The organism is Shinella sp. WSC3-e (assembly GCF_945994535.1).
GTDB classification, from domain to species: domain Bacteria; phylum Pseudomonadota; class Alphaproteobacteria; order Rhizobiales; family Rhizobiaceae; genus Shinella; species Shinella yambaruensis.
The window spans coordinates 449,033-469,065 of record NZ_OZ000531.1; the positions used below are offsets into that span (position 1 = coordinate 449,033).

Sequence of the window (20,033 nt, forward strand, 5' to 3'; positions counted from 1 at the left end):
GCGATTGTCTACGGGACGCATCGTCTCATGCTTTCCCTTCCGCCTTGCCGTAGAGCACGGCCTGCTCGCCGGTGATATAGCCGTGCCTGACGTCATAGGCGACGGCCTCCGCCGGACGCGCGGCCGGATCGCCGTATCCACCGCCACCCGGCAGCGAGAGCACGAGGCGGCGCCCCTCCGGCACGAACTGCAGCCCCTTGCCCTTCAGCACCGTACCGTCGTCCAGCGCAACGCCGCCGGGGGCGCCGTCGAGGCCACCGTCGCGGCCGCGGGCCGGATGGTTCAAGCGATCGAACATGGCGGAGAAGCGAAATGAATACCCCTCGGCCGCCTCGATCTCTATCATCTGGCCGAGGCCGCCGCGCTGGGCGCCCGCCCCGCCGGAACCTTCGCGCAATTCCTTGCGCCAGACGATAACCGGGCCGACATTCTCCGTCGCCTCGATCGGCATGGTGTGCACGCCGCTCGGGAAGGCCGTCGCGTTGAGGCCATCCAGCGAAGCGCGTGCGCCGGTACCGCCGGAGTTGAACATCAGGATTTCCGCGCCCTTGCCGCCGATCTGGTCGGAAACCGGGCGCACGCTCATATGCAGGTTCCAGAGCGCGCTCGCCCCTTCCGCCGGCACCTGGCCGGGCAGCGCCTGGTGCAGCGCGCCGAGCACGAGGTCCGGCACGAAATGGCCGAGCACATGGCGCACCGCGACCGGGGCCGGCCGCTTGGCATTGAGGATGCAGCCTTCCGGCGCGGCGACGTCGAACGGCGCAAGCGAGGCGGCATTGTTCGGGATCTCGGGTGCGACGACGCATTTGATGCCGTAGCAGGCATAGGCCTTCGCATAGACCAGCGGCACGTTGATGCCGAACTTGCTCATGCCCGAGGTGCCGTCGAAATCGACCAGCACGCCATCCGGCCCGATGCTCAGCGTTGCGGCGAGATGCACCGGCTCGTCATAGCCGTCGAGATCGAGGCTATAGGACCAGCTGCCGTGCGGCAGGTTTTTGAGGCGCTCCAGCGTCGCTTCGCGGCTGTGCTTGAGGATGAAGCCGCCGATCATCGACAGGTCTTCGAGGCTGAACTCCGTCAGCATGTCGACGAGACGGCGGTGGCCGGTCTCGTTGCAGGCGGCGAGCGCGTGGAAATCGCCGACCACCTTGTCGCTCTCGCGCACATTGTTGCGCACGATATGGATGAGCGTGCGGTTCAAGTCGCCGCGCTCGAAGAACTTCATGATCGGGATGAAGAGGCCTTCTTCATAGACCTCGCGCGCATCCGGCCCGAAGCCGCGTCCGCCGATATCCACCACATGGGCGGTGGAGGCGAAATAGCCGACCAGCCTGCCATGGTGGAAGGAGGGCGTGACGACGGTGATGTCGTGCAGGTGGCCGGTGCCCTTCCACGGGTCGTTGGTGATGTAGACGTCGCCTTCGAAGATGTTCTCCGGGCCGATGTCGCGGATGAAATGGGCGACGGATTCGGCCATGGCATTGACATGACCCGGCGTGCCGGTGACGGCCTGCGCCAGCATGCGGCCTTCGAGGTCGAAGACGCCAGCGGAAAGATCACCCGCCTCGCGCACCGAGGTGGAGAAGGCCGTGCGGATCAGCGTCTGTGCCTGCTCCTCGACGACGGAGATCAGGCGGTTCCACATGACCTGCATGTGAATATCGATCATCGACTGGTTCATGCCTTCGATCCTCGATCAGGTCCGGGTGACGAGCAGGCAGCCGTCGTTTTGCACGACGGCCCTGAATGCGGCGGTGAGCATGGTGGAGGTCTCGCGCTCGACGATGACGGCAGGGCCCTTGACGACATCACCCGGCTTGAGACCATCGCGCTCATGGATGCCGGCGTCGAGGAAAGCGCCTTGGGCGGCCTCGAACAGGCGGCGGGTTTTTGCGGGCGTCACCGCCGCGCCTTCCGCGATGGCGGCGACGCGCGTGACCGGCGGCAGCGGAGAGCTTGCCTTGACCGACCAGCTGACGATCTCGATGTCCAGCCCCTCGATGGCGCGGCCGAAAAAGCGCTCATATTCCATTTCGAACAGCGCGGCGATCTTCTGCGCGCTTCCCGCATCGAAGCGGCTGGCGGCGAGCGGCACGGGAATGTCCCAGCCCTGCCCGGCATAGCGCATGAAGAGCGTGCGTTCGATGACGGGTTCGCCGGTGTCCAACCCGCCCTCGACGAAGCCGAGCGCTTCCACCTCCATGGATTCCACCAGCCGGTTCGCCTCCGCTACGTCGAAGCCCGCGAGGCTGAAGACCGCGCTGCGCACGGATTCGTAGCCGAAAGGCGCGCGCAAGAAACCGATGGCGGATCCGACGCCGGCGCCCGGCGGAACGAGGAAGGTGGAGATGCCCATCTTCTCGCAGAGCCGCGCGGCATGCAGCGGGCCGGCGCCGCCGAAGGTGATCATGGTGAAATCGGCGATGTTCTTGCCGTTCTCGACGGTGTGAACGCGGCCGGCATTGGCCATGTTCTCGTCCACCATCTCGCAGGTGCCGAAGGCGGCAGCCTCCGGATCGAGGCCGATGACGGCACCGATATCGTCGGCCATGGCCTTCCGGCTCGCCTCCAGCGAAAGCGGGATGGCGCCGCCGGCGAAATTGTCGGGATCGAGCTTGCCGAGGATGAGGTCGGCATCCGTCACGGTCGGGTTCCTGCCGCCGCGCTGGTAACAGGCGGGGCCGGGCTCGGAGGCGGCGGAATGCGGCCCGACGCGGATCTGGCGCATGCCGTCGACCGAGGCTATGGAGCCGCCGCCGGCGCCGATCTCCACCATCTCGACGACCGGAATGGAGATCGGCATGCCGGAACCCTTGCGGAACCGGTAGGTGCGGGCGACCTCGAAGGTCTTCGCGGTCTTCGGCACCTGGTTCTCGATCAGGCAGATTTTTGCCGTCGTGCCGCCCATGTCGAAGGAGAGCACCGTGTCGAGGCCATGGCGGCGGGCAATGTCGGCGGCGAAGATCGCCCCGCCGGCGGGGCCGGATTCGACGAGGCGGACGGGGAATTCCGCGGCGCTTTCGACCGAAACGATGCCGCCGCCGGAATGGATCATGAAGACCGGGCAGGAAACGCCGATCTCCTTCAGCGAGACGACGAGACGGTCGAGATAGGATTTGATCGCCGGCTTCACATAGGCATTGGCGCAGACCGTGTTGAAGCGCTCGAATTCGCGCATCTGCGGCGAGACCTCCGAGGAGATCGACACGGAAAGATGCGGCAGGCGCGCGAGGATCGCCGCGCGCACGGCCGCCTCATGCGCGCCGTTGGCATAGGCGTGGATGAAGCCGATGGCAACGCTCTCATAGCCGCCCGCAGCAAGCGCCTGGACGACGGCGGAAACCGAGGCCTCGTCGAGCGGCAACAGAACCTTGCCGGCTGCGTTCATGCGCTCGCGCACCACGAAACGATCGGCGCGGGGTATAAGGGCCGGCGGCAGGGTGATGTTGAGGTCGTACTGCTCGAAGCGGTTTTCCGTGCGCATTTCCAGCACGTCGCGAAAGCCTTCCGTCGTGACGAAGGCGGTCTTCGCGCCGCGCCGCTCGATCAGCGCATTGGTGGCGAGCGTCGTGCCGTGGATCAGCAGGTCGATCTCGGAAAGGGCGATGCCGGCAAGATCCGCGACGGCGGCGACCCCCTTCAGGATCGCCCGCTCGGGCGCAGCATAATCGGTCAGCACCTTCGTCGAATGGAGGACGCCGTCGACATCGAGCGCGATGTCGGTGAACGTGCCGCCGATATCGACGCCGACCCGGCAGTTCCGCGACCTGTCCTTCATCATCGCATTCTCCACCGACGATATCCTCGCAACGCCGCCCTCGCCGCCCGCCGGCCTCCCCGGCCGCGTACGGGATCATTCCCAGGCAAAAATGGATATATCACTTATCATACATGTGTCAACTTGTAGAGACCTCGCCATCCCGCCTCCTCTGCGCGCAACCAGCGGCGATACAGGTGCAGGACCGGAGCGACAGCCACTTTCGTATCGAACACGAGCGTCGCCGGCGGCAAGCCCGGCCGGCACCCGGCGCGGCGTGGTGCGACGCCCCGCGAAAAACTCATGCGGGACGGCGAAATCCCCGCTTCCCGATGCAGAGCGCGGGATTTCGTGCACGCCTCACGCTGCCGATGTGCTTTCGCGCTCGCTGGGCGGTGACTTGACGACCGCGAGCATGATGCCGCCTGCGGCGACGATTGCCGACCCTGCGACGACACCCAGTGTCGGCTGTTCGCCAAAAAACAGAAAGCCGATCAGGCCCGCGAAGATCAACCATGTATAGTCGACGGGACCGACGACCGACAGAGACGCAAGGCGGTAGCCCTGGACGATGCAATATTGCGCCGTCACCGCAAGCGGCCCGAGCAGCACGAATGGCAGAGCACCTTCGAGCGTGAGCGGCACCCACTGCATGGCAGCGGGAACGGCCATCAGCAGGAGGCCGAACGTATTGACATAGAACAGCACCGTCATCGTGCGGTCGGCGTGCGAAAGCACCTTGATCATCAGCCCTTCCACGGCCAGCAGCGCCGCACCGAGAACCGCGATACAGGCCGGCAGGACATAAGCCGGCTGGAATTCGGTGAAGGCGCCGCGCGAGGCCATGATGATCGCCGCGCCGGCGCAGCATATCGTGATCGCGCCAAGCTGCTGCCGGCCAAGCCGTTCCTTCAGAACCAGCACCCCGAGAGGAACGACGAACACGACATAGAGAAGGCCGATGGCCGTGGCATCCACGATCGGCATGTTTGCCGATGCGTAGATCAGCGCGCCCCCGCCCGAAGCACCGAAGACGGCCCGCATGAAATGGGAGAGCGGTTTCGGGCTTCGATAGGCGGACAGCCTTTCCCGCCGCGCCACCACGACCAGCAGCAGCGTTGCCAAGCCGCCTATGTAGCGGAGGAACAGGATCTGCAGCGGGGTTGCGCTTCCATCGGCGAATTTGCCCGATGCGAAGATCAAGGAAAATAATGCTGTCCCGACCGTGACCCATGCAATGGCTCTGGTGTTGGTATAGAACTGGCGTGGGCGCATTGCACATCCATGAGGTTTTTGCCCTTGCCTTGTGCCGGATTTCCGTTTTCTGCTCAAACGAGGATTTTGAGGGGAGCCTGAGGAAAATTCATGCAGATCGGCCGCCGCGTCTCTCTCAATGCCATCCGGGTGTTCGTCACCGCCGCACGCACCGCGAGCCTGACGGCCGCAGGCACAGAGCTCGGCGTCACCTCCGGCGCGGTGAGCCACCAGATCAAGAAGCTCGAGGACGAGCTCGGCGTGAGCTTCTTCCGTCGCGGACACAATTCCGTTTCGCTGACCGATGCCGGCGAACGGTTCTATCAGGAGGTCGCGCCGGCAGTCGCGCTCATCGAGCGGTCGGCCGATGCGCTGTACAGGGACGAAAACGAGATCAGCGTTCTGGCGTCGATGTCGTTTGCCGTGCGGTGGCTCATTCCGTCGCTGGACCGTTTCCGCTCTCTATGCCCCGAAGCGCGCGTGCGGGTGGAAACAAGTGCCTATCTCACCTTCCCGGCCGCGCCGGCGTCCGACGTGAGCATCCGCTATGTCCGGGCCGGTGACGCGGTTGACGGCTGGGAGCACCTGTGCCGCGACTTCAGCCGCCCCGTCGTCTCGCCGGGCCTGCTGGCGAGGGGCGCCACGGGCCGGGAGATCACCGTTTCGGATGTGCCCGCGCTTCGATGCGCAGCCGGCAACTGGGATTGGAAGCTCTGGTGCAAGACCTTCGATATTCCCATAACGGCCCTGACCTTCGCCCATGAATTCGACACGGACGACGCAGCTCTTCACGCCTGTGTTGCCGGCCTTGGCATGGTGCTCGCGCCCCCCATCCTTACAGCCAGGGAAACACGATCCGGCGCATTGGTGGCCCTGCCCGGATATGAGCCGGTCGAGATCGGGGCATATCGTTACCAGCGCCGCTCGGAATCGAGAGTGGTCCGGCAATTCTGCAACTGGATGAACGCCGAAATGCGGGGCCTTGAGTAGCGGATGGCGATTTCAGCGGCCGAACGGTGCCACGAAAGCGACAAATCCGACTGGCCGGAAGGCCTCCCCGCGAGACTCGCACGCGGCGCATGCTCCACCTCGGCGGACGGGCGGCTGCTTTACGATGCCAGCGGACGGGTGTAATCTGGCGGCCTATCATCTGGAGCCTCAGCCATGCGTCTTGGAGTGCTCGTACCCGGCCTCGCCGTGGCCCTGATTCCCACATTGGCGGATGCCCACAACTGCAAATGCCGCAATCGCGGCGTCATGTTCGAACTCGGCGAGACATCCTGTCTGAGGGTCGATGGCGGTTCCTATCTCGCGCGCTGCGAGATGAAGCTCAATGTCTCGTCCTGGACCAAGATCCAGGAAGGCTGCCCCGTGACGGAACGGACCTTGCCGCGGCCGACGCTGGTTAACTGACCCCTTCGCAAGGGGACGCCGAGCTAAGACGTGGGATGAAAACACCTAGTGCTTCAACACGCGTGCGAGGAAGGCGCGGGCGCGTTCATTCCGCGGGTTGTCGAAGAATGCGTCCGGCTTGCCGACCTCCAGGATCGCGCCCTGGTCGATATAGACGATCCGGTCGGCCACTTCGCGGGCAAAGCCCATTTCGTGCGTCACGATCATCATCGTCATGCCGTCGGCGGCCAGTTCGCGCATCACGTCGAGCACCTCGCCGATCATTTCCGGATCGAGCGCCGAGGTCGGCTCGTCGAACAGCATCAGGTGCGGCTCCATCGCCAGCGAACGGGCGATCGCCACGCGCTGCTGCTGGCCGCCGGAGAGCTGGCCGGGATATTTGTGCGCATGCGCCTTCAGGCCGACGCGGTCGAGCAGCCTGAGCGCGGTCGCCTCGGCCTCGGCCTTCGACTTGCGGTGCACGCGCATCGGCGCGATGGTGATATTCTCCACCACCGTCTTGTGCGGGAAGAGGTTGAACTGCTGGAACACCATGCCGACGCCCTTGCGGATGGCGGCAAGCTCGCTTTCGCCGCCGAGAAGGCGATCCTCCTCCACGGGCATCGGGTAGCCGTCCACCAGGAGGCTGCCGTTCTGGTACATTTCCAGCCCGTTGACGCAGCGGATGAGCGTCGACTTGCCCGAGCCGCTCGCGCCGATCACCACCACCACCTCGCCGCGCGCCACGGAAAGGTCGATGTTCTTCAGGACGTGATGGCTTCCGTAGAACTTGTTGAGGGTCTTCATTTCGACGATGGTGCTCATGGAGCGGCCTCCGATGGTGTTCGCGTCGCTCATCGGCTGCCCCGCGCAAGATGCTTTTCGAGCTTGCGGGCGACGAAGGTGATCAGGGATCCGACGAGGAAATAGGTCAGGAACAGAAACGAGTAGACTTCATAGGTGCGGTCGCCATATTGCGGATTGGCGAGGATCATCTGGCCGGCGCGCAGGAAATCGGTGAGGCCGATGATGAAGACCAGCGAGGCCGTGTTGAAGATGTCGAGCACGTTGCCGACGAGCGGCGGCACCACCACGCGAAGGGCCTGCGGCAGGACGATCGAGCGGTTGATGTCGAACTCGCTCATGCCGAGCGACCGGGCGGCTTCCGTCTGCCCGCGCGGCACGGCCTGCAGGCCGCTGCGGACATATTCGGCGACATAGGCGGAATAGAACAGCGTGAAGCCGATCATGCCGCGCACCACATCCGCCAGATTGAGCTGCGGCGTCAGCACGGGCATCAGGATCCAGATCCAGTAGACGACCATGATCAGCGGCACCGAGCGCATCACCTCGATATAGGCGGTGCAGATCCAGCGCACGCTGGAAAAGCGGCTGCGGCGGCCGAAGGCGAGCAGGATGCCGATCGGCAGGGTGACGACCGCGGTGACGAGCGTCAGGAGGATGCTGAGCAGCAGGCCGCCCCAAAGACCGGCGCCGGGCGGCGCCATCACGGCGAAGATCGCGATCAGCCCGACGAAACTTGCCGGCACGAGCCCTTTGCGCACCGCCGGAACGCGGGAAATCAGCGCCCAGGACAGCCCGAAGAGAACGACCAGGGCCGCAACAAGCAGGATGTTCGCAAGGTCGTTCGTGCCCGTCAGGACCAGCACAACCGCCACCACGAGGAGGAGAGCGCCGGCATGACGCCCGCGGAACGCGAAGACGCAGCCCAGCGCCGCGCCGAGCAGGGCGGCGATAATCATCGCCGCGACCCAGGTCCGCCACACCTGGTCGACCGGGAAGATGCCGATCATCAGGACGCGCAGGCTTTGCGGAATGATGTCCCATTGCGCCACCGTCAGCGCCCAGCCGGCGATCTGCCAGATGAGCCAGAGCACGCCGGGAATGACCGTGAGGGACAGGAGGATGTCGAACGGCTTGGCGAACAGGTTGTGCCGCGACCATTTCAGCGATCTAGCGATCATCGCGACGCTCCGTGTCTTGTCATGCGGCGGTCGGCCCAGCCGACGGCGGCGCTGATGGCCCAGCTGAGGATGAGGTAGGAGGCCATCACGATGACGATGCCTTCGAGGCTGTGGCCGGTCTGGTTCGCGATGGTGCCGTAGATGTTGAACAGTTCGGGATATCCGATGGCGATGCCGAGGGCGGTGTTCTTCGTCAGGCTGATATACTGGTTGCCGAAGGACGGGAGGACGACGCGGAAGACCTGCGGCAGGATGATGTCGTTGACGGTGTCGCGGCGGGTGAGGCCGAGGGAAGCGGCCGCCTCCCATTGCCCCTTCGGCAGCGCGTCGATGGCGCCGCGCACGATTTCCGCGATGTAGGACGCGCTGTTGACGACGATGGCAAGCAGCAGCGCGGCCATTTCCGGGCTCATGCTGGTTCCGCCGCGCGCCTGGAATTTCGAGGCGACGGGAACGTCGAGGCCGACGATGCCGGTTGCGAACATCATGCCGCCAAGCAGGAGGACGGCGCCGGCGCAGATCCACCGGACCGTGCCGTGACGATCGAAGAGCACGCCGAGGATGGCGACCCAGAATGCCGTTGCGGCTCCGACAGCGAGGAGCGAGTCACCGCCCTGCCAGGTGGGAACAGGAAAATAGAGGCCCTGCTGGCTGATCACGACGCCATAGAATTTCGCGGCCGCGGCGATCGGCGGAAAATGCAGGACGACGGCGAAATACCAGAAGACGAGCTGGATCAGGAGCGGCGTGTTGCGCACGAACTCCACGCACCAGAAGGAGAGGTTGCGCACCACCCAGTTGGTCGAGAGCCGGCCGACGCCGAGCAGCGTTCCCAGCACGGTGCTGAGAAGGATGGCGAGGACGGCCACCTTGATCGTGTTGAAGATGCCGGTGACGAAGGCCTGGGCGATCAGGTGATCCGACGTGAAGTTCAGCAAGGCCGGCCAGACGCCGTCCTTAAGGGTGACCGTCTTGCCTTCGCTGATGTCGAAGCCCGCGGCATCCCGCAGGAAGGAGAAGCTGAACCTGATCCCGTGCCGGGCCAGCCCCTCCTTCACGGCGAAGGCGAAGAGGACCACGAGGACGATGGCAGCCGCGACGATGGCGGACTGGGTGGCGTTGTGCCGAATCCGGTTGCGGCGGCGGCGAGCCGGAAGGTCGTCGTCGGCCATGTTACCGGCCACGTTCGCTTGGGTTTGCACAGTCATGTCGGAATACCAGAACCGATGGGGGGACCGGGGCGCGATGCCGCCCCGGTCCGGTCAGGAGGGGATCAGTTCCAGAGGGGCGAATAGATGGCGCCGCCCTCGGTCCACAGGGCATTCGGCGTGCCCTTGCGGTCAAGGAACATCCGGGTGTCCGGGCCGAGATTGCGCGCATAGATCTCGCCGTAATTGCCGGTGGCCTTGATCACCTGCGCGACGAAATCGTCCGGCAGGCCGAAATCCTTGCCGTAGCCGCCGCCGACGCCGAGGAACTTCTGGACGAACGGATCCTCGCTCTTCTGCTTCTCTTCGAGATTGGCCTGCGTGATGCCGGATTCCTCCGCCTGGAACAGCCCGTAGGTGACCCAGCGCAGCGCGTTGCGCCACTTGGAATCATTGGCCGCGACGAAGCCGCCGAAGGGCGACTTGTCGAGCGTGTCGGGCAGGATCAGATAGTCGGCCGGCTTCGGCGAGTTGCCGGCCCAGGCGGCCAGCGCGGACTTGTCCGTGCTCATCGCGTTGCAGCGGCCGGAATTGAGGGCGGCGAAGAGCTTTTCGAGGTTTTCGTAGGTCAGGACCTTGGAGCCTTCCCAGCCGCGCGCCTTGAAGGCGCTGGTGAGGACCGTCTCGGTCACCGAACCCTGCGTCGTGCAGAAGGTCGCGCCGTCGAGGTCGGCGAATTCCTTCACGCCCGTCTCCGTCTTCACCATGACGCCCGTGCCGTCGTAGAAATTGACCGGCAGGAAATCGATGGCGATGGAGGATTCGCGCGCCGGCTTGATGGTGGTGTGCGCGAAGACGACGTCGACCTGGTTGGTGAGGACCGCATCGAAGCGGCTCTTGTCGGTGACCGTTACGAACTTGACCTTCGACGCATCGCCGAGCACCGCGGCAGCGACCGCGCGGCAGAAGTCGACATCGAGGCCTTCCATCTGGCCCGTCGTCGTATTGAGGTAGCCGAAACCGGGCGCGGTGTTGTCCGTGCCGCAGTTCAGCGTGCCGCGCTGCTTGACCGTGTCGAGGACGGAGGCCGACGCGTGACCTGCGGTAACGGCGAGGCCGGCAAACACGCCGGCCGTGAGAAGCTTGATCAGTTTCATTGCAGTCCCCTGTGAATATCGCGAGCGCCCTGCACGCTGGTGCAGAGCCCGGTTCTCATGCCGAGAGCTGATTTGGGCGATAGGGCAACAGCGGCTCTTGCCGTTCTGTAGCGATTGTTCCCGCCATTGGCCTAAGTCCGCCGTTTGGTAGCCAAGCCGCGAACCCATATCAATCGACAGGGGGACGATAGGAACACGATTTGTTCAGGTCTACTTAATTCTGCTTTACGTACTATTTAGCAAAACTGTTTTATTTTAACCGTCGGCATTGCCTGCGGAAGCCGCATCGGGCGGGAGCCGCGCCTCGCCCTTGCCCGTGGGCAAGCGGCGGCGGGAGCCGATCCGCGCGTTGATCTGCGCGATGAAGGCCTGGACGGCGGGGCTGCGTTTCTCCCCCTTCCGAAAGGCCAGCGAGATCTTGCGGCGGATCTCCGGCTCGACCTTGCAGACCCAGACGTCCTCGAGGTCGTAGCTCGCCCGAAGGCCCGGCAGGATCGAGATGCCATATCCCTCCCGGATCAGCGCGATCGTCACCTCGAAGCCCTTGCAGCGGGCGACGATGTTGGGGGTGAAGCCGGCCTCCTGGCACGCATCGGTGATCATGCGGTTGTAGGTCGAGGAGGCGGTATCGAGCGCCCAGCGCTCGTCGCGCAGCTGATGCAGCATGACGGTCGGCTGCTCGGCCAACGGATGGGTCTGGGACACCATCACATTGAAGACGTCCTCCATCAGCGGGATCGTCTCGATGTTCGGATCGACGGCACCGGCAGGCACGTTGAGGTCGTCGATGATCGCGATGTCCGTCTGCCAGCTGCGCAGGGCGGCAAGGCTTTCGGCGGGCTCCATCTCGTCGAACTGCACCGTGAGGTGCGGATGGAGGCGATAAAGGCTCTGGATCGCTCCCGCCACCACCGCCGCGGCAACGGAGGGAAAGGCCGCCACCCGCAGCTCGCCGGCAATGACCTTTTTCAATTCGGCGATGTCCGCGCGGGCCGATTCCAGCTCGATGAGGATCCGCTCCGCCCGCTCGACGAGCTGCTTTCCGGCCGGCGTCAGCTCCACGCCGCGGCCGCGACGCTCGATGAGGTCGATGCCGACCTCCTGTTCCAGCAGCGCGATCTGCTGCGAGACGGCGGATGGGGAAACGTATAGCGCCTCGGCCACCGCGGCCATGGTCTTGCGGATCGACAGTTCGCGCAGCGCGCGCAAGCGGGCAAGGTCCATTCTTTCCTCCTGGAGCAGCACGAAGAATGATTAGCAAATCAGAACGCATGTGCAAATATTATTAACTTTTTCTGGATCGAAGCCGTGACTAGCCTTTCTCCACGCCCTCATACCCCTTGCGGAGACTGGTCATGACCGAACAGACGAAAGCCTATTTCAACGCCCCCGTTCACGAGCGCGACCCGCTCGTCGCCGGCGCCATCGACAACGAGCGCAAGCGCCAGCAGGACCAGATCGAGCTCATCGCATCCGAGAACATCGTCAGCCGCGCCGTGCTCGACGCGCTCGGCCACGAGATGACCAACAAGACGCTGGAGGGCTATCCGGGCAACCGTTTCCACGGCGGCGGCCAGTTTGTCGACATCGTCGAGCAGGCGGCGATCGACCGCGCCAAGCAGCTCTTCGGCTGTGCCTATGCCAACGTCCAGCCCCATTCCGGCACGCAGGCTAACCTCGCCGTCTTCTTCCTGCTGCTGAAGCCGGGCGACAAGGTCCTCTCGCTCGATCTGGCCGCCGGCGGCCACCTATCGCACGGCATGAAGGGCAACCTGTCGGGCCGCTGGTTCGAATCGCACAACTACAATGTGGACCCGCAAACCGAGGTCATCGACTATGACGCGCTGGAGCGCATCGCCGAGGAGGTTCGCCCGACGCTGCTGATCACCGGCGGCTCGGCCTATCCGCGCGAACTCGACTTCGAGCGCATGGGCAGGATCGCGAAGAAGGTCGGCGCCTGGTTCCTCGTCGACATGGCGCATATCGCCGGCCTCGTCGCGGGCGGCGCCCACCCCTCGCCCTTCCCGCATGCCGACATCGTCACCTGCACCACGACCAAGACGCTGCGCGGCCCGCGCGGCGGCCTGATCCTCACCAACAACGAGGCCTGGTTCAAGAAGCTGCAGGCCGCCGTCTTCCCGGGCGTCCAGGGCTCGCTGCACAGCAACGTGCTCGCCGCCAAGGCCGTCTGCCTCGGCGAAGCGCTGCAGGATGACTTCAAGGTCTACGCCGCGCAGGTCAAGGCCAATGCCCGCGCCCTTGCCGAGACCCTGATCGACCGCGGCGTGCGCATCGTCTCCGGCGGCACGGACACCCACATCGTGCTGGTCGACCTGTCGAGCAAGGGCCTGATCGGCAAGCAGGCGGAAGACCTTCTGGCGCGCGCCAACATCACCGCCAACAAGAACCCGATCCCGGGCGACAGCCCGCGCCCGCCGGAATGGGTCGGCATGCGCCTCGGTGTCTCCGCCGCCACCACGCGCGGCATGAAGGAAGAGGAGTTCCGCACGCTCGGCACCATCATCGCCGACCTCATCGAGGCGGAAGCCGGCGGCACGGCGGACGACGTCGTCGACGGCGCGAAGGCCAAGGTGGCCAGGCTGACGGCGGCTTTCCCGGTCTACGCGCACTGAGCGCGAGAGATCCGGACCGACAGAAGAGAGCCGTGCCGCACGCGGCTCTCGTTCCGGCCCGTGGCCGGGCCTTGGATGATGCGAAAGGGAACGTCATGGGAATGGACAGGGTTGCCGGCGGTGCGATCATCGACGGCAGGATGTTCGCGGCCGGCCTGCTGGACGATGTCGCGGTGAAGGTCGCAAGGCTGAAGACCGCGACCGGCGCCGTGCCGGGCCTCGCCGTGGTCCTCGTCGGCAGCGATCCCGCCAGCGCCGTCTATGTCGGCTCGAAGCATCGCCAGACGGCCGCCGCCGGCATGAATTCCTTCAAGCACGAGCTTGCGGCCGACACGACGCAGGACGACCTGATGGCGCTGATCGGCCGGCTCAACGGCGATCCCGCGGTGCACGGCATCCTCGTCCAGCTGCCCCTGCCGCCTCATCTCGACGCCAGTGCCGTCATCCAGGGCATCGATCCCGACAAGGATGTCGACGGCTTCCACGTTTCCAATGCCGGGCGCCTCTCCACCGGCCAGCCGGCGCTGGTGCCCTGCACGCCGCTCGGCTGCCTGATGCTGCTGAAGCACCGGCTCGGCGGCGATCTTTCCGGCCTGCACGCCGTGGTGGTCGGCAAGTCGAACATCGTCGGCAAGCCGATGGCGCAGCTGCTGCTTTCGGAAAACTGCACGGTGACCATCGCCCATTCGCGCACGCGCAACACGCCGGAACTCTGCCGCGCCGCCGATATTCTCGTCGTCGCGGTCGGGCGACCGGGCCTCGTGCGTGGCGACTGGATCAAGCCGGGCGCCACCGTCATCGACGTCGGCATCAACCGGGTGGAGATCGACGGCAAGCCGCGCATCGTCGGCGACGTCGCCTTCGAGGAAGCCCGCCATGTGGCCGGCGCGATCACGCCCGTTCCGGGCGGCGTCGGCCCCATGACGATCGCCTGCCTGCTCTCCAACACGCTCACGGCCTTCGGCCGCCAGCATTCCATCCCTATCGACTGATCGACCCGAAAGGATCGCCAATGTCCGCCCTTTCCAACCGCTATGCCCTGCGCGTCGCCTGCCCCTCGATCCGGGGCGTCACGGCCGCGATCGCCACCTACCTCTCCGCCAACGGCTGCAACATCTCCGACAGCGCCCAGTTCGACGACAAGAGCACCGGCCGCTACTTCATGCGCGTCAGCTTCCAGTCCGAGGAGGGCCGCACGCTGGAAGCGCTGCGCGAGGGCTTTGCCGAGATCGCCGCGACCTATCAGGCGGATGCCGAATTCTTCGACGAGACGACCAAGCGCAAGGTCATCCTCATGGTCTCGCGCTTCGGCCATTGCCTCAACGACCTGCTCTATCGCTGGCGCATCGGCGCCCTGCCGATCGACATCGTCGGCGTCATCTCCAACCATTTCGATTACCAGAAGGTGGTCGTGAACCACGACATCCCCTTCCACCACATCAAGGTGACGAAGGAGAACAAGCCGGAGGCGGAGGCCGAGCAGATGCGCATCGTCGAGGAGACGGGCGCCGAGCTCATCGTGCTCGCCCGCTACATGCAGGTGCTCTCCGACGAGATGTGCCGGACGATGTCGGGCCGGATCATCAACATCCACCATTCCTTCCTGCCGTCCTTCAAGGGCGCCAATCCCTACAAGCAGGCCTTCGAGCGCGGCGTGAAACTGATCGGCGCGACCTCGCACTACGTGACCGCCGACCTCGACGAGGGCCCGATCATCGAGCAGGACACGGTGCGCGTGACGCACGCCCAGAGCGCCGAAGACTATGTCAGCCTCGGCCGCGACGTGGAGAGCCAGGTGCTCGCCCGCGCCATCCACGCCCATATCCACGGCCGCGTCTTCCTCAACGGCAACCGGACCATCGTCTTCCCGCCCTCGCCCGGCTCCTATGCCTCCGAACGCATGGGATAGGCCCCGCCCGCCGCGAGACCCGTGAAAGGCGTCATTCCCGGCACGCGCCTTGCCAGGTCGAGATCGCCGCGGCTATCGCTACCCCCTGAAGACCGGCACGCCGCCGCCAATGGCGCGGCGTGCGCCTCCCACCCGAAGCAGGATCACGACATGGCCATCCATCTCCCCGACAATCCCGCCCGCTCCGATGTGCTGGCGGCGCGCCCGACGCTCTGGACGAACCCGCACTACACGGAAAACGCCATCGCGGACGCGACGCTTCCCGTGCGGCCGTCGGATGTGGGCGAGGCGCAGGAGAACTGGCGGCATCTCGCGCCCTTGCTGGAAGCCTGTTTCCCCGAACTGCAAGCCACGAACGGCGAAATCCGCTCCGACCTCGTGCCGCTGGAGGCCATGCGCAAGGCGCTGGGCTATGACGGCGCCGAATTCGGCACCCTTCTCGTCAAGGCGGACAACGCCCTCCCCGTCGCCGGGTCGATCAAGGCGCGCGGCGGCGTCTACGAGGTCTTCCTGTTCGCCGAACGGCTGGCCCGGCGCGAGGGCCTGCTGAAAGCGGGCGAGGACATCCGGCGCCTCGCCGGACCGGACGCGAAAGACTTCTTCTCCCGCTACACCATCGCCGTCGGCAGCACCGGCAATCTGGGGCTCAGCGTGGGCGTCGCGGCCCGCGCGCTCGGCTTCCGGGCGACGGTCCACATGTCCGCCGACGCCAAGGCGTGGAAGGTGGAGCGGCTGACGCGGCTCGGCGTCGCGGTCGTCAGGCACGACGCCGACTATACGACGGCGGTGGAAAATGCCCGCATCGCCGCCGAGAGCGATCCGGCGATCTACTTCGTCGACGACGAGCAATCCCGGCAGCTTTTCCTCGGCTACAGCGTCGCAGCGCTGGAGCTTGCTGGGCAGCTCCAGGCCCGCGGCATCGTCGTCGATGCCGGACATCCGCTGTTCCTCTACCTGCCCTGCGGCATCGGCGGCGCGCCGGGCGGCGTCGCCTATGGCGCGAAGACGGTCTTCGGGGACAATGTGCATTGCTTCTTCGTGGAGCCGCTTCAGTCGCCCTGCGCGCTGGTCCATCTCATGAGCGGTTCGGCGGATCTCGTCTCCGTTTACGATGTCGGCCTGACCAACCGCACGGAGGCGGACGGCATGGCCGTCGCCCGCATGTCGGCCTTCGTCGCCACCGTCATGCGCCGCATGCTGGCCGGCGTCTTCACCGTCGACGACCCGTCCCTCTTCCGCTGGCTCCTGAGCGCCCACCAGAGCCAGAACCTGCGCCTCGAACCCTCCGCCGCCGCCGGCTTCGCCGGCCCGGACTTCCTCGTGAAGCACCCGGCGGGCAAGGAATTCTGCGCGCATCGGCAGATCGGCGACCGGCTCGCCCAGGCAACCCACGTCATCTGGACCACCGGTGGCGCCTTCGTGCCGGAGGACCAGTTCCAGGCATTCCTGCGCACGGCGAGCGAGATCGGCGGGACGAACTGACGGTTGGCGACACGTCTTGCCTGGATCCACGCGGCCATATCCCGGCGCCTATGCGCCGGGATATGGCCCCTGGCCGGACAACTACGCGGCCACCGCAGGCGTATCGTCGCGGCCGGCGGCGATGTAGGCGATGAGGTCCTCGATGCTGATCAGCGGCAGCCGATGGGTTACCGCAAAGTCGATCAATTCGGGCAACCGGGCCATCGTGCCGTCATCGTTGGCGACCTCGCAGATCACGCCCGATGCGGTCCTGCCTGCAAGGCGCGCAAGATCGACGGCGGCTTCCGTATGGCCCGGGCGACCGCGCACGCCACGCGGATGGGCGCGCAGGGGGAAGATATGGCCCGGGCGGGCGAAGTCTTCCGGCCGGCTCGCGGGGTCCATGAGCGCCTTGACGGTTGCGGCGCGGTCGGCTGCGGAAATGCCGGTTGTCGTGCCGGGAAGGTAATCGACGGAGACGGTGAAGGCCGTATGGAGATATTCCGTGTTCTGCGGAACCATCAGCGGGACGTCGAGCGCATCGAGCCGCTCGCCTTCCATCGCCACGCAGATGAGGCCGCGGGCGTGTTTCATCATGAAGGCGATCGCCTCCGGCGTCACCGCATCCGAGGCCACGATGATATCGCCCTCGTTTTCCCGGTTTTCGTCATCGACGACGACGATCATGCCGCCGCGCACAAGGGCAGCGATTGCGTCTTCAATTTTCGAGAGTGCCATTTCATTGCCTTTCAAGGGTTGCCGATGCCGGCGTTTCAATCCCTTGGGCGAACAGGCCCGCGACCGCCCGGGAAAGGGCGGTTTTGCAGACATGTCCTCTTCCATCCGGACTGTGACCGTCGGCTCCGGCATCGCACCGGATCTGCTGACCTTCCGCGTCAACGGAAGCGCTCGCGGGCTCCCGGATCGCTCCGGATACCGCCGGTGGGGAATTTCACCCCGCCCTGAGAACAGGCGTAAATAAGGAATTTTCGCCGGGGGATGCAAGAGGCCTCGTGCGGCCGGCCCCGGGAAAATCACCAGCAGCAGAAGCCGCCATCAACGAGAAGGTCGACGCCGGTGACGAAACTCGCCGCATCCGAGAGCAGGAAGACGGCGGGGCCGACCATCTCGTCGACGCTGGCCATGCGCTGCATCGGCGTCTGCTCCTCGAAAAGCTTCGTCTGGTGCACCATTTCGGGCCGGGTGTTCATCGGCGTCGCGGTATAGCCGGGGCTGATCGTGTTGACGCGGATGCCGCGGCCGACCCACTCCATCGCCATCGACTTGGTCATGTGGATGACGCCCGCCTTGGAGGCGTTGTAGTGGCACTGGCTGAGGCCGCGGTTGACGATGACGCCGGACATGGAGGCAATGTTGACGATGGCGCCGCGGCCGGTCTTCAGCATGGCGCGCGCTTCGGCCTGGCAGGAGAGGAAAACGCCCTTCAGGTTGATGTCCATCATCGTCTGGAACTGGCTTTCCTCCATCGTCTCCGCCGGATTGGCATTGGCGATGCCGGCCGCGTTGACGGCGAGCGAGAGGGCGCCGAGCTCCGCCTCGGTGCGGGCGACGGCCTCGGCGAGCGCCGCGCCGCTGGTGACGTCGGCAGCGACCTGGATGCTGCGGCGCCCGGCCCGCGCGATGAAATCGGCCGTCCGGGCAAGCCCGTCGTCCGTGCGCCGGTCGAGCAGCGCGACATCGGCGCCGCACTGGGCAAGGCCGATGGCGATGCGCTGGCCGATGCCGCTGCCGGCGCCCGTGACGAAGGCGACATTGCCCGAGAGATCGAACATTTTCGGCGCGTTGAGCGTGATGTCGGACATGATTTCTTCCTTGTTCAGATCGTTGCCAGTTCCATGACCGAGACGTCGTTGGCGTCCTCGCGGTTCAGGATGCCGGCCTGCTTGCCCTGGGCCATGACCATGATGCGGCTGGAGACGCCGAGCACCTCCTCGAGGTCGGAGCTGACCACGATGACGGCGACGCCCTGGCGCGCCAGGTCCATGATGAGATCGTAGATCGACGAACGGGCACCGACGTCGATGCCGCGCGTCGGCTCGTCCAGCACCACGACCTGCGGCTTGCGCGCCAGCCATTTGGCAAGCACCACCTTCTGCTGGTTGCCGCCGGAGAGCTCGCCGGCATTCTGCCCGCCGCGGCCCTTCACGCCGAATTTCCTGATGTAGTCCTCGGCGAATTCGCGGATGCGGCGGGTGGAGAGCCAGCCGTTGCGGGCGATTTCCCCGAGATTGGCATAGCCGATGTTTTCCGCGATCGAATGGTCGAGCACCACGCCCTGGAGCTTGCGATCCTCGGGCACGAGGACGATGCCGTTGCGGATCGCATCGATCGGCGAACGCGGCGTGACGGGTTTTCCGTGCAAAAGCACTTCGCCGGCGGAAATCGGGTCCGCGCCGGTGATGGCGCGGACAAGCTCCGTGCGGCCGGCGCCCATCAGGCCGGCAATGCCGAAGACCTCGCCCTTGCGGACGGAGAAGGTGATGTCGCGAAACGCCTTCGACGGCGAGGAAAGGCCGCGCACCTCCAGCGCCACCTCCTGCGTCGGGACGGGGAGCGCGGGGAACATGCGTTCGAGCGAACGACCGACCATGGCCTCGACGATGGTGCGGATCGGCACGTCGCCACGGTCGAACTCCTGCACCTTGGCGCCGTCGCGCATGACGACGATGCGGTCCGTGATCTGGCGGATCTCTTCCAGCCGGTGCGAGATGTAGATGATGCCGACGCCTTCGGATTTCAGACGCTCGATCTGGCGGAACAGCGCCTGCGTCTCCTCGCCGCCGAGCGCGGCGGTCGGCTCGTCGAGGATGAGCAGGCGCGCGTTGAGCGTCAGCGCCTTCGCGATTTCGATGAGCTGCTGCTTTCCCGTCGAAAGCCCTTCGACGGGGCGGTCGGGCGCGACGTCGAGCCCGAGGCGCTGGAGGCCGGCGCGTGCCTTGTCCTCCATCGTCTTGCGGTCGAGCCGGCCGGATTTCATGGGATAGCGGCCGACGAAGACGTTTTCGGCAATCGAAAGCTTCGGCAGCAGTTTGAGTTCCTGGTGGATCATGCCGACCCCCTCGTCCATGGCGGCGCGGGGATTGGCGGGGGCGTAGGGCTTGCCGAGCCAGGTCATTTCTCCGGCGGAGGGCTGGACGGTGCCGGAAATGATGTTCGACAGGGTCGATTTCCCGGCACCGTTTTCGCCGAGCAGCGCCACGACCTCTCCCGGATGGATGTCGAGATCGACACCGTGGAGGACCTTGATCGGACCGTAGGATTTCTGGATCCCGCGGAGCGACAGGATGGGAGAGCGGTTCGTCATGGCGCTGCT

Annotated in this window: 17 protein-coding genes and 1 riboswitch; of the genes, 6 read left to right on the forward strand and 11 right to left on the reverse strand. The window is 65.6% G+C overall.

Annotation, left to right across the window (positions count from 1 at the left end; all coding sequences use genetic code 11):
* Window positions 1-25: 25 nt before the first annotated feature.
* From AABF56_RS25270 to AABF56_RS25280, 3 genes are all read right to left on the reverse strand, one after another.
* Entirely contained in the window at window positions 26-1,684 is a 1,659-nt protein-coding gene (locus AABF56_RS25270; RefSeq protein ID WP_272807687.1) for a hydantoinase B/oxoprolinase family protein, read from the reverse strand.
* 15 nt (window positions 1,685-1,699) lie between these two features.
* A complete protein-coding gene (locus AABF56_RS25275) occupies window positions 1,700-3,781 on the reverse strand; it encodes a hydantoinase/oxoprolinase family protein (protein ID WP_272808138.1) in 2,082 nt (693 codons plus the stop codon).
* Window positions 3,782-4,120: 339 nt separating this feature from the next.
* Entirely contained in the window at window positions 4,121-5,092 is a 972-nt protein-coding gene (locus tag AABF56_RS25280; protein WP_272807686.1) for a DMT family transporter, read from the reverse strand.
* 33 nt (window positions 5,093-5,125) lie between these two features.
* Between AABF56_RS25280 and AABF56_RS25285 the strand changes: the two genes are divergently transcribed.
* A complete protein-coding gene (locus tag AABF56_RS25285; RefSeq protein WP_272807685.1) occupies window positions 5,126-6,004 on the forward strand; it encodes a LysR family transcriptional regulator in 879 nt (292 codons plus the stop codon).
* 174 nt (window positions 6,005-6,178) lie between these two features.
* Window positions 6,179-6,427, forward strand: coding sequence for a hypothetical protein (locus AABF56_RS25290; protein ID WP_272807684.1), 249 nt, complete (start codon window positions 6,179-6,181; stop codon window positions 6,425-6,427).
* Window positions 6,428-6,472: 45 nt separating this feature from the next.
* Here the strand turns inward: AABF56_RS25290 and AABF56_RS25295 are convergent, their stop codons facing one another.
* From AABF56_RS25295 to AABF56_RS25315, 5 genes are all read right to left on the reverse strand, one after another.
* On the reverse strand, window positions 6,473-7,231 hold the full coding sequence (locus AABF56_RS25295; RefSeq protein WP_272807683.1) for an amino acid ABC transporter ATP-binding protein: 759 nt from the start codon (window positions 7,229-7,231) through the stop codon (window positions 6,473-6,475).
* A 29-nt stretch (window positions 7,232-7,260) separates the two neighbouring features.
* The gene (locus AABF56_RS25300; RefSeq protein WP_272807682.1) at window positions 7,261-8,391 is read right to left on the reverse strand and encodes an amino acid ABC transporter permease; all 1,131 of its coding nucleotides are present in this window, start codon (window positions 8,389-8,391) and stop codon (window positions 7,261-7,263) included.
* Window positions 8,388-9,563, reverse strand: coding sequence for an ABC transporter permease subunit (locus AABF56_RS25305; protein ID WP_272807681.1), 1,176 nt, complete (start codon window positions 9,561-9,563; stop codon window positions 8,388-8,390). The genes AABF56_RS25300 and AABF56_RS25305 overlap by 4 nt, the downstream gene beginning before the upstream one ends.
* Before the next feature lie 101 nt (window positions 9,564-9,664).
* A complete protein-coding gene (locus AABF56_RS25310; protein ID WP_272807680.1) occupies window positions 9,665-10,696 on the reverse strand; it encodes a transporter substrate-binding domain-containing protein in 1,032 nt (343 codons plus the stop codon).
* Between the two features lie 255 nt (window positions 10,697-10,951).
* Window positions 10,952-11,920, reverse strand: coding sequence for a LysR family transcriptional regulator (locus tag AABF56_RS25315; RefSeq protein WP_272807679.1), 969 nt, complete (start codon window positions 11,918-11,920; stop codon window positions 10,952-10,954).
* 131 nt (window positions 11,921-12,051) lie between these two features.
* On the opposite strand from AABF56_RS25315, the gene glyA reads away from it, so the two are divergent.
* From glyA to AABF56_RS25335, 4 genes are all read left to right on the forward strand, one after another.
* Window positions 12,052-13,329: a serine hydroxymethyltransferase gene (gene glyA, locus AABF56_RS25320; protein ID WP_272807678.1), complete on the forward strand. Its 1,278-nt coding sequence runs from the start codon at window positions 12,052-12,054 to the stop codon at window positions 13,327-13,329.
* A gap of 95 nt (window positions 13,330-13,424) precedes the next feature.
* Window positions 13,425-14,321: a bifunctional methylenetetrahydrofolate dehydrogenase/methenyltetrahydrofolate cyclohydrolase FolD gene (folD, locus tag AABF56_RS25325; RefSeq protein ID WP_272807677.1), complete on the forward strand. Its 897-nt coding sequence runs from the start codon at window positions 13,425-13,427 to the stop codon at window positions 14,319-14,321.
* Window positions 14,322-14,341: 20 nt separating this feature from the next.
* Window positions 14,342-15,238 (forward strand): formyltetrahydrofolate deformylase, encoded by an 897-nt coding sequence (gene purU, locus AABF56_RS25330; protein ID WP_244766310.1) that lies wholly within the window; start codon window positions 14,342-14,344, stop codon window positions 15,236-15,238.
* A 150-nt stretch (window positions 15,239-15,388) separates the two neighbouring features.
* A complete protein-coding gene (locus AABF56_RS25335; RefSeq protein WP_272807676.1) occupies window positions 15,389-16,720 on the forward strand; it encodes a D-serine ammonia-lyase in 1,332 nt (443 codons plus the stop codon).
* An 81-nt stretch (window positions 16,721-16,801) separates the two neighbouring features.
* Here AABF56_RS25335 and ribB read toward each other — a convergent pair whose 3' ends face one another.
* The 3 genes from ribB to AABF56_RS25350 all read right to left on the reverse strand — a co-directional run bounded on the left by ribB (window position 16,802) and on the right by AABF56_RS25350 (window position 20,024).
* Window positions 16,802-17,437: a 3,4-dihydroxy-2-butanone-4-phosphate synthase gene (gene ribB, locus AABF56_RS25340; RefSeq protein ID WP_272807675.1), complete on the reverse strand. Its 636-nt coding sequence runs from the start codon at window positions 17,435-17,437 to the stop codon at window positions 16,802-16,804.
* A gap of 89 nt (window positions 17,438-17,526) precedes the next feature.
* A riboswitch (FMN riboswitch) is annotated at window positions 17,527-17,673 on the reverse strand.
* A 60-nt stretch (window positions 17,674-17,733) separates the two neighbouring features.
* Window positions 17,734-18,522, reverse strand: coding sequence for an SDR family oxidoreductase (locus tag AABF56_RS25345; RefSeq protein ID WP_272807674.1), 789 nt, complete (start codon window positions 18,520-18,522; stop codon window positions 17,734-17,736).
* A 14-nt stretch (window positions 18,523-18,536) separates the two neighbouring features.
* Complete coding sequence (locus AABF56_RS25350) at window positions 18,537-20,024, reverse strand: sugar ABC transporter ATP-binding protein (protein WP_272807673.1); 1,488 nt, start codon at window positions 20,022-20,024, stop codon at window positions 18,537-18,539.
* Between the last annotated feature and the right edge of the window lie 9 nt (window positions 20,025-20,033).

What these genes read in the sequence shown, in the direction of transcription:
- AABF56_RS25305 (WP_272807681.1), bottom strand. Translation starts at nt 9,563, where the DNA reads ATGGCCGACGACGACCTTCCGGCTCGCCGCCGCCGCAACCGGATTCGG.
- AABF56_RS25285 (WP_272807685.1), top strand. Translation starts at nt 5,126, where the DNA reads ATGCAGATCGGCCGCCGCGTCTCTCTCAATGCCATCCGGGTGTTCGTC.
- glyA (WP_272807678.1), top strand. Translation starts at nt 12,052, where the DNA reads ATGACCGAACAGACGAAAGCCTATTTCAACGCCCCCGTTCACGAGCGC.
- AABF56_RS25350 (WP_272807673.1), bottom strand. Translation starts at nt 20,024, where the DNA reads ATGACGAACCGCTCTCCCATCCTGTCGCTCCGCGGGATCCAGAAATCC.
- AABF56_RS25300 (WP_272807682.1), bottom strand. Translation starts at nt 8,391, where the DNA reads ATGATCGCTAGATCGCTGAAATGGTCGCGGCACAACCTGTTCGCCAAG.
- AABF56_RS25315 (WP_272807679.1), bottom strand. Translation starts at nt 11,920, where the DNA reads ATGGACCTTGCCCGCTTGCGCGCGCTGCGCGAACTGTCGATCCGCAAG.
- AABF56_RS25345 (WP_272807674.1), bottom strand. Translation starts at nt 18,522, where the DNA reads ATGTCCGACATCACGCTCAACGCGCCGAAAATGTTCGATCTCTCGGGC.
- AABF56_RS25275 (WP_272808138.1), bottom strand. Translation starts at nt 3,781, where the DNA reads ATGAAGGACAGGTCGCGGAACTGCCGGGTCGGCGTCGATATCGGCGGC.
- AABF56_RS25270 (WP_272807687.1), bottom strand. Translation starts at nt 1,684, where the DNA reads ATGAACCAGTCGATGATCGATATTCACATGCAGGTCATGTGGAACCGC.
- AABF56_RS25290 (WP_272807684.1), top strand. Translation starts at nt 6,179, where the DNA reads ATGCGTCTTGGAGTGCTCGTACCCGGCCTCGCCGTGGCCCTGATTCCC.
- purU (WP_244766310.1), top strand. Translation starts at nt 14,342, where the DNA reads ATGTCCGCCCTTTCCAACCGCTATGCCCTGCGCGTCGCCTGCCCCTCG.
- AABF56_RS25335 (WP_272807676.1), top strand. Translation starts at nt 15,389, where the DNA reads ATGGCCATCCATCTCCCCGACAATCCCGCCCGCTCCGATGTGCTGGCG.
- folD (WP_272807677.1), top strand. Translation starts at nt 13,425, where the DNA reads ATGGGAATGGACAGGGTTGCCGGCGGTGCGATCATCGACGGCAGGATG.
- ribB (WP_272807675.1), bottom strand. Translation starts at nt 17,437, where the DNA reads ATGGCACTCTCGAAAATTGAAGACGCAATCGCTGCCCTTGTGCGCGGC.
- AABF56_RS25295 (WP_272807683.1), bottom strand. Translation starts at nt 7,231, where the DNA reads ATGAGCACCATCGTCGAAATGAAGACCCTCAACAAGTTCTACGGAAGC.
- AABF56_RS25310 (WP_272807680.1), bottom strand. Translation starts at nt 10,696, where the DNA reads ATGAAACTGATCAAGCTTCTCACGGCCGGCGTGTTTGCCGGCCTCGCC.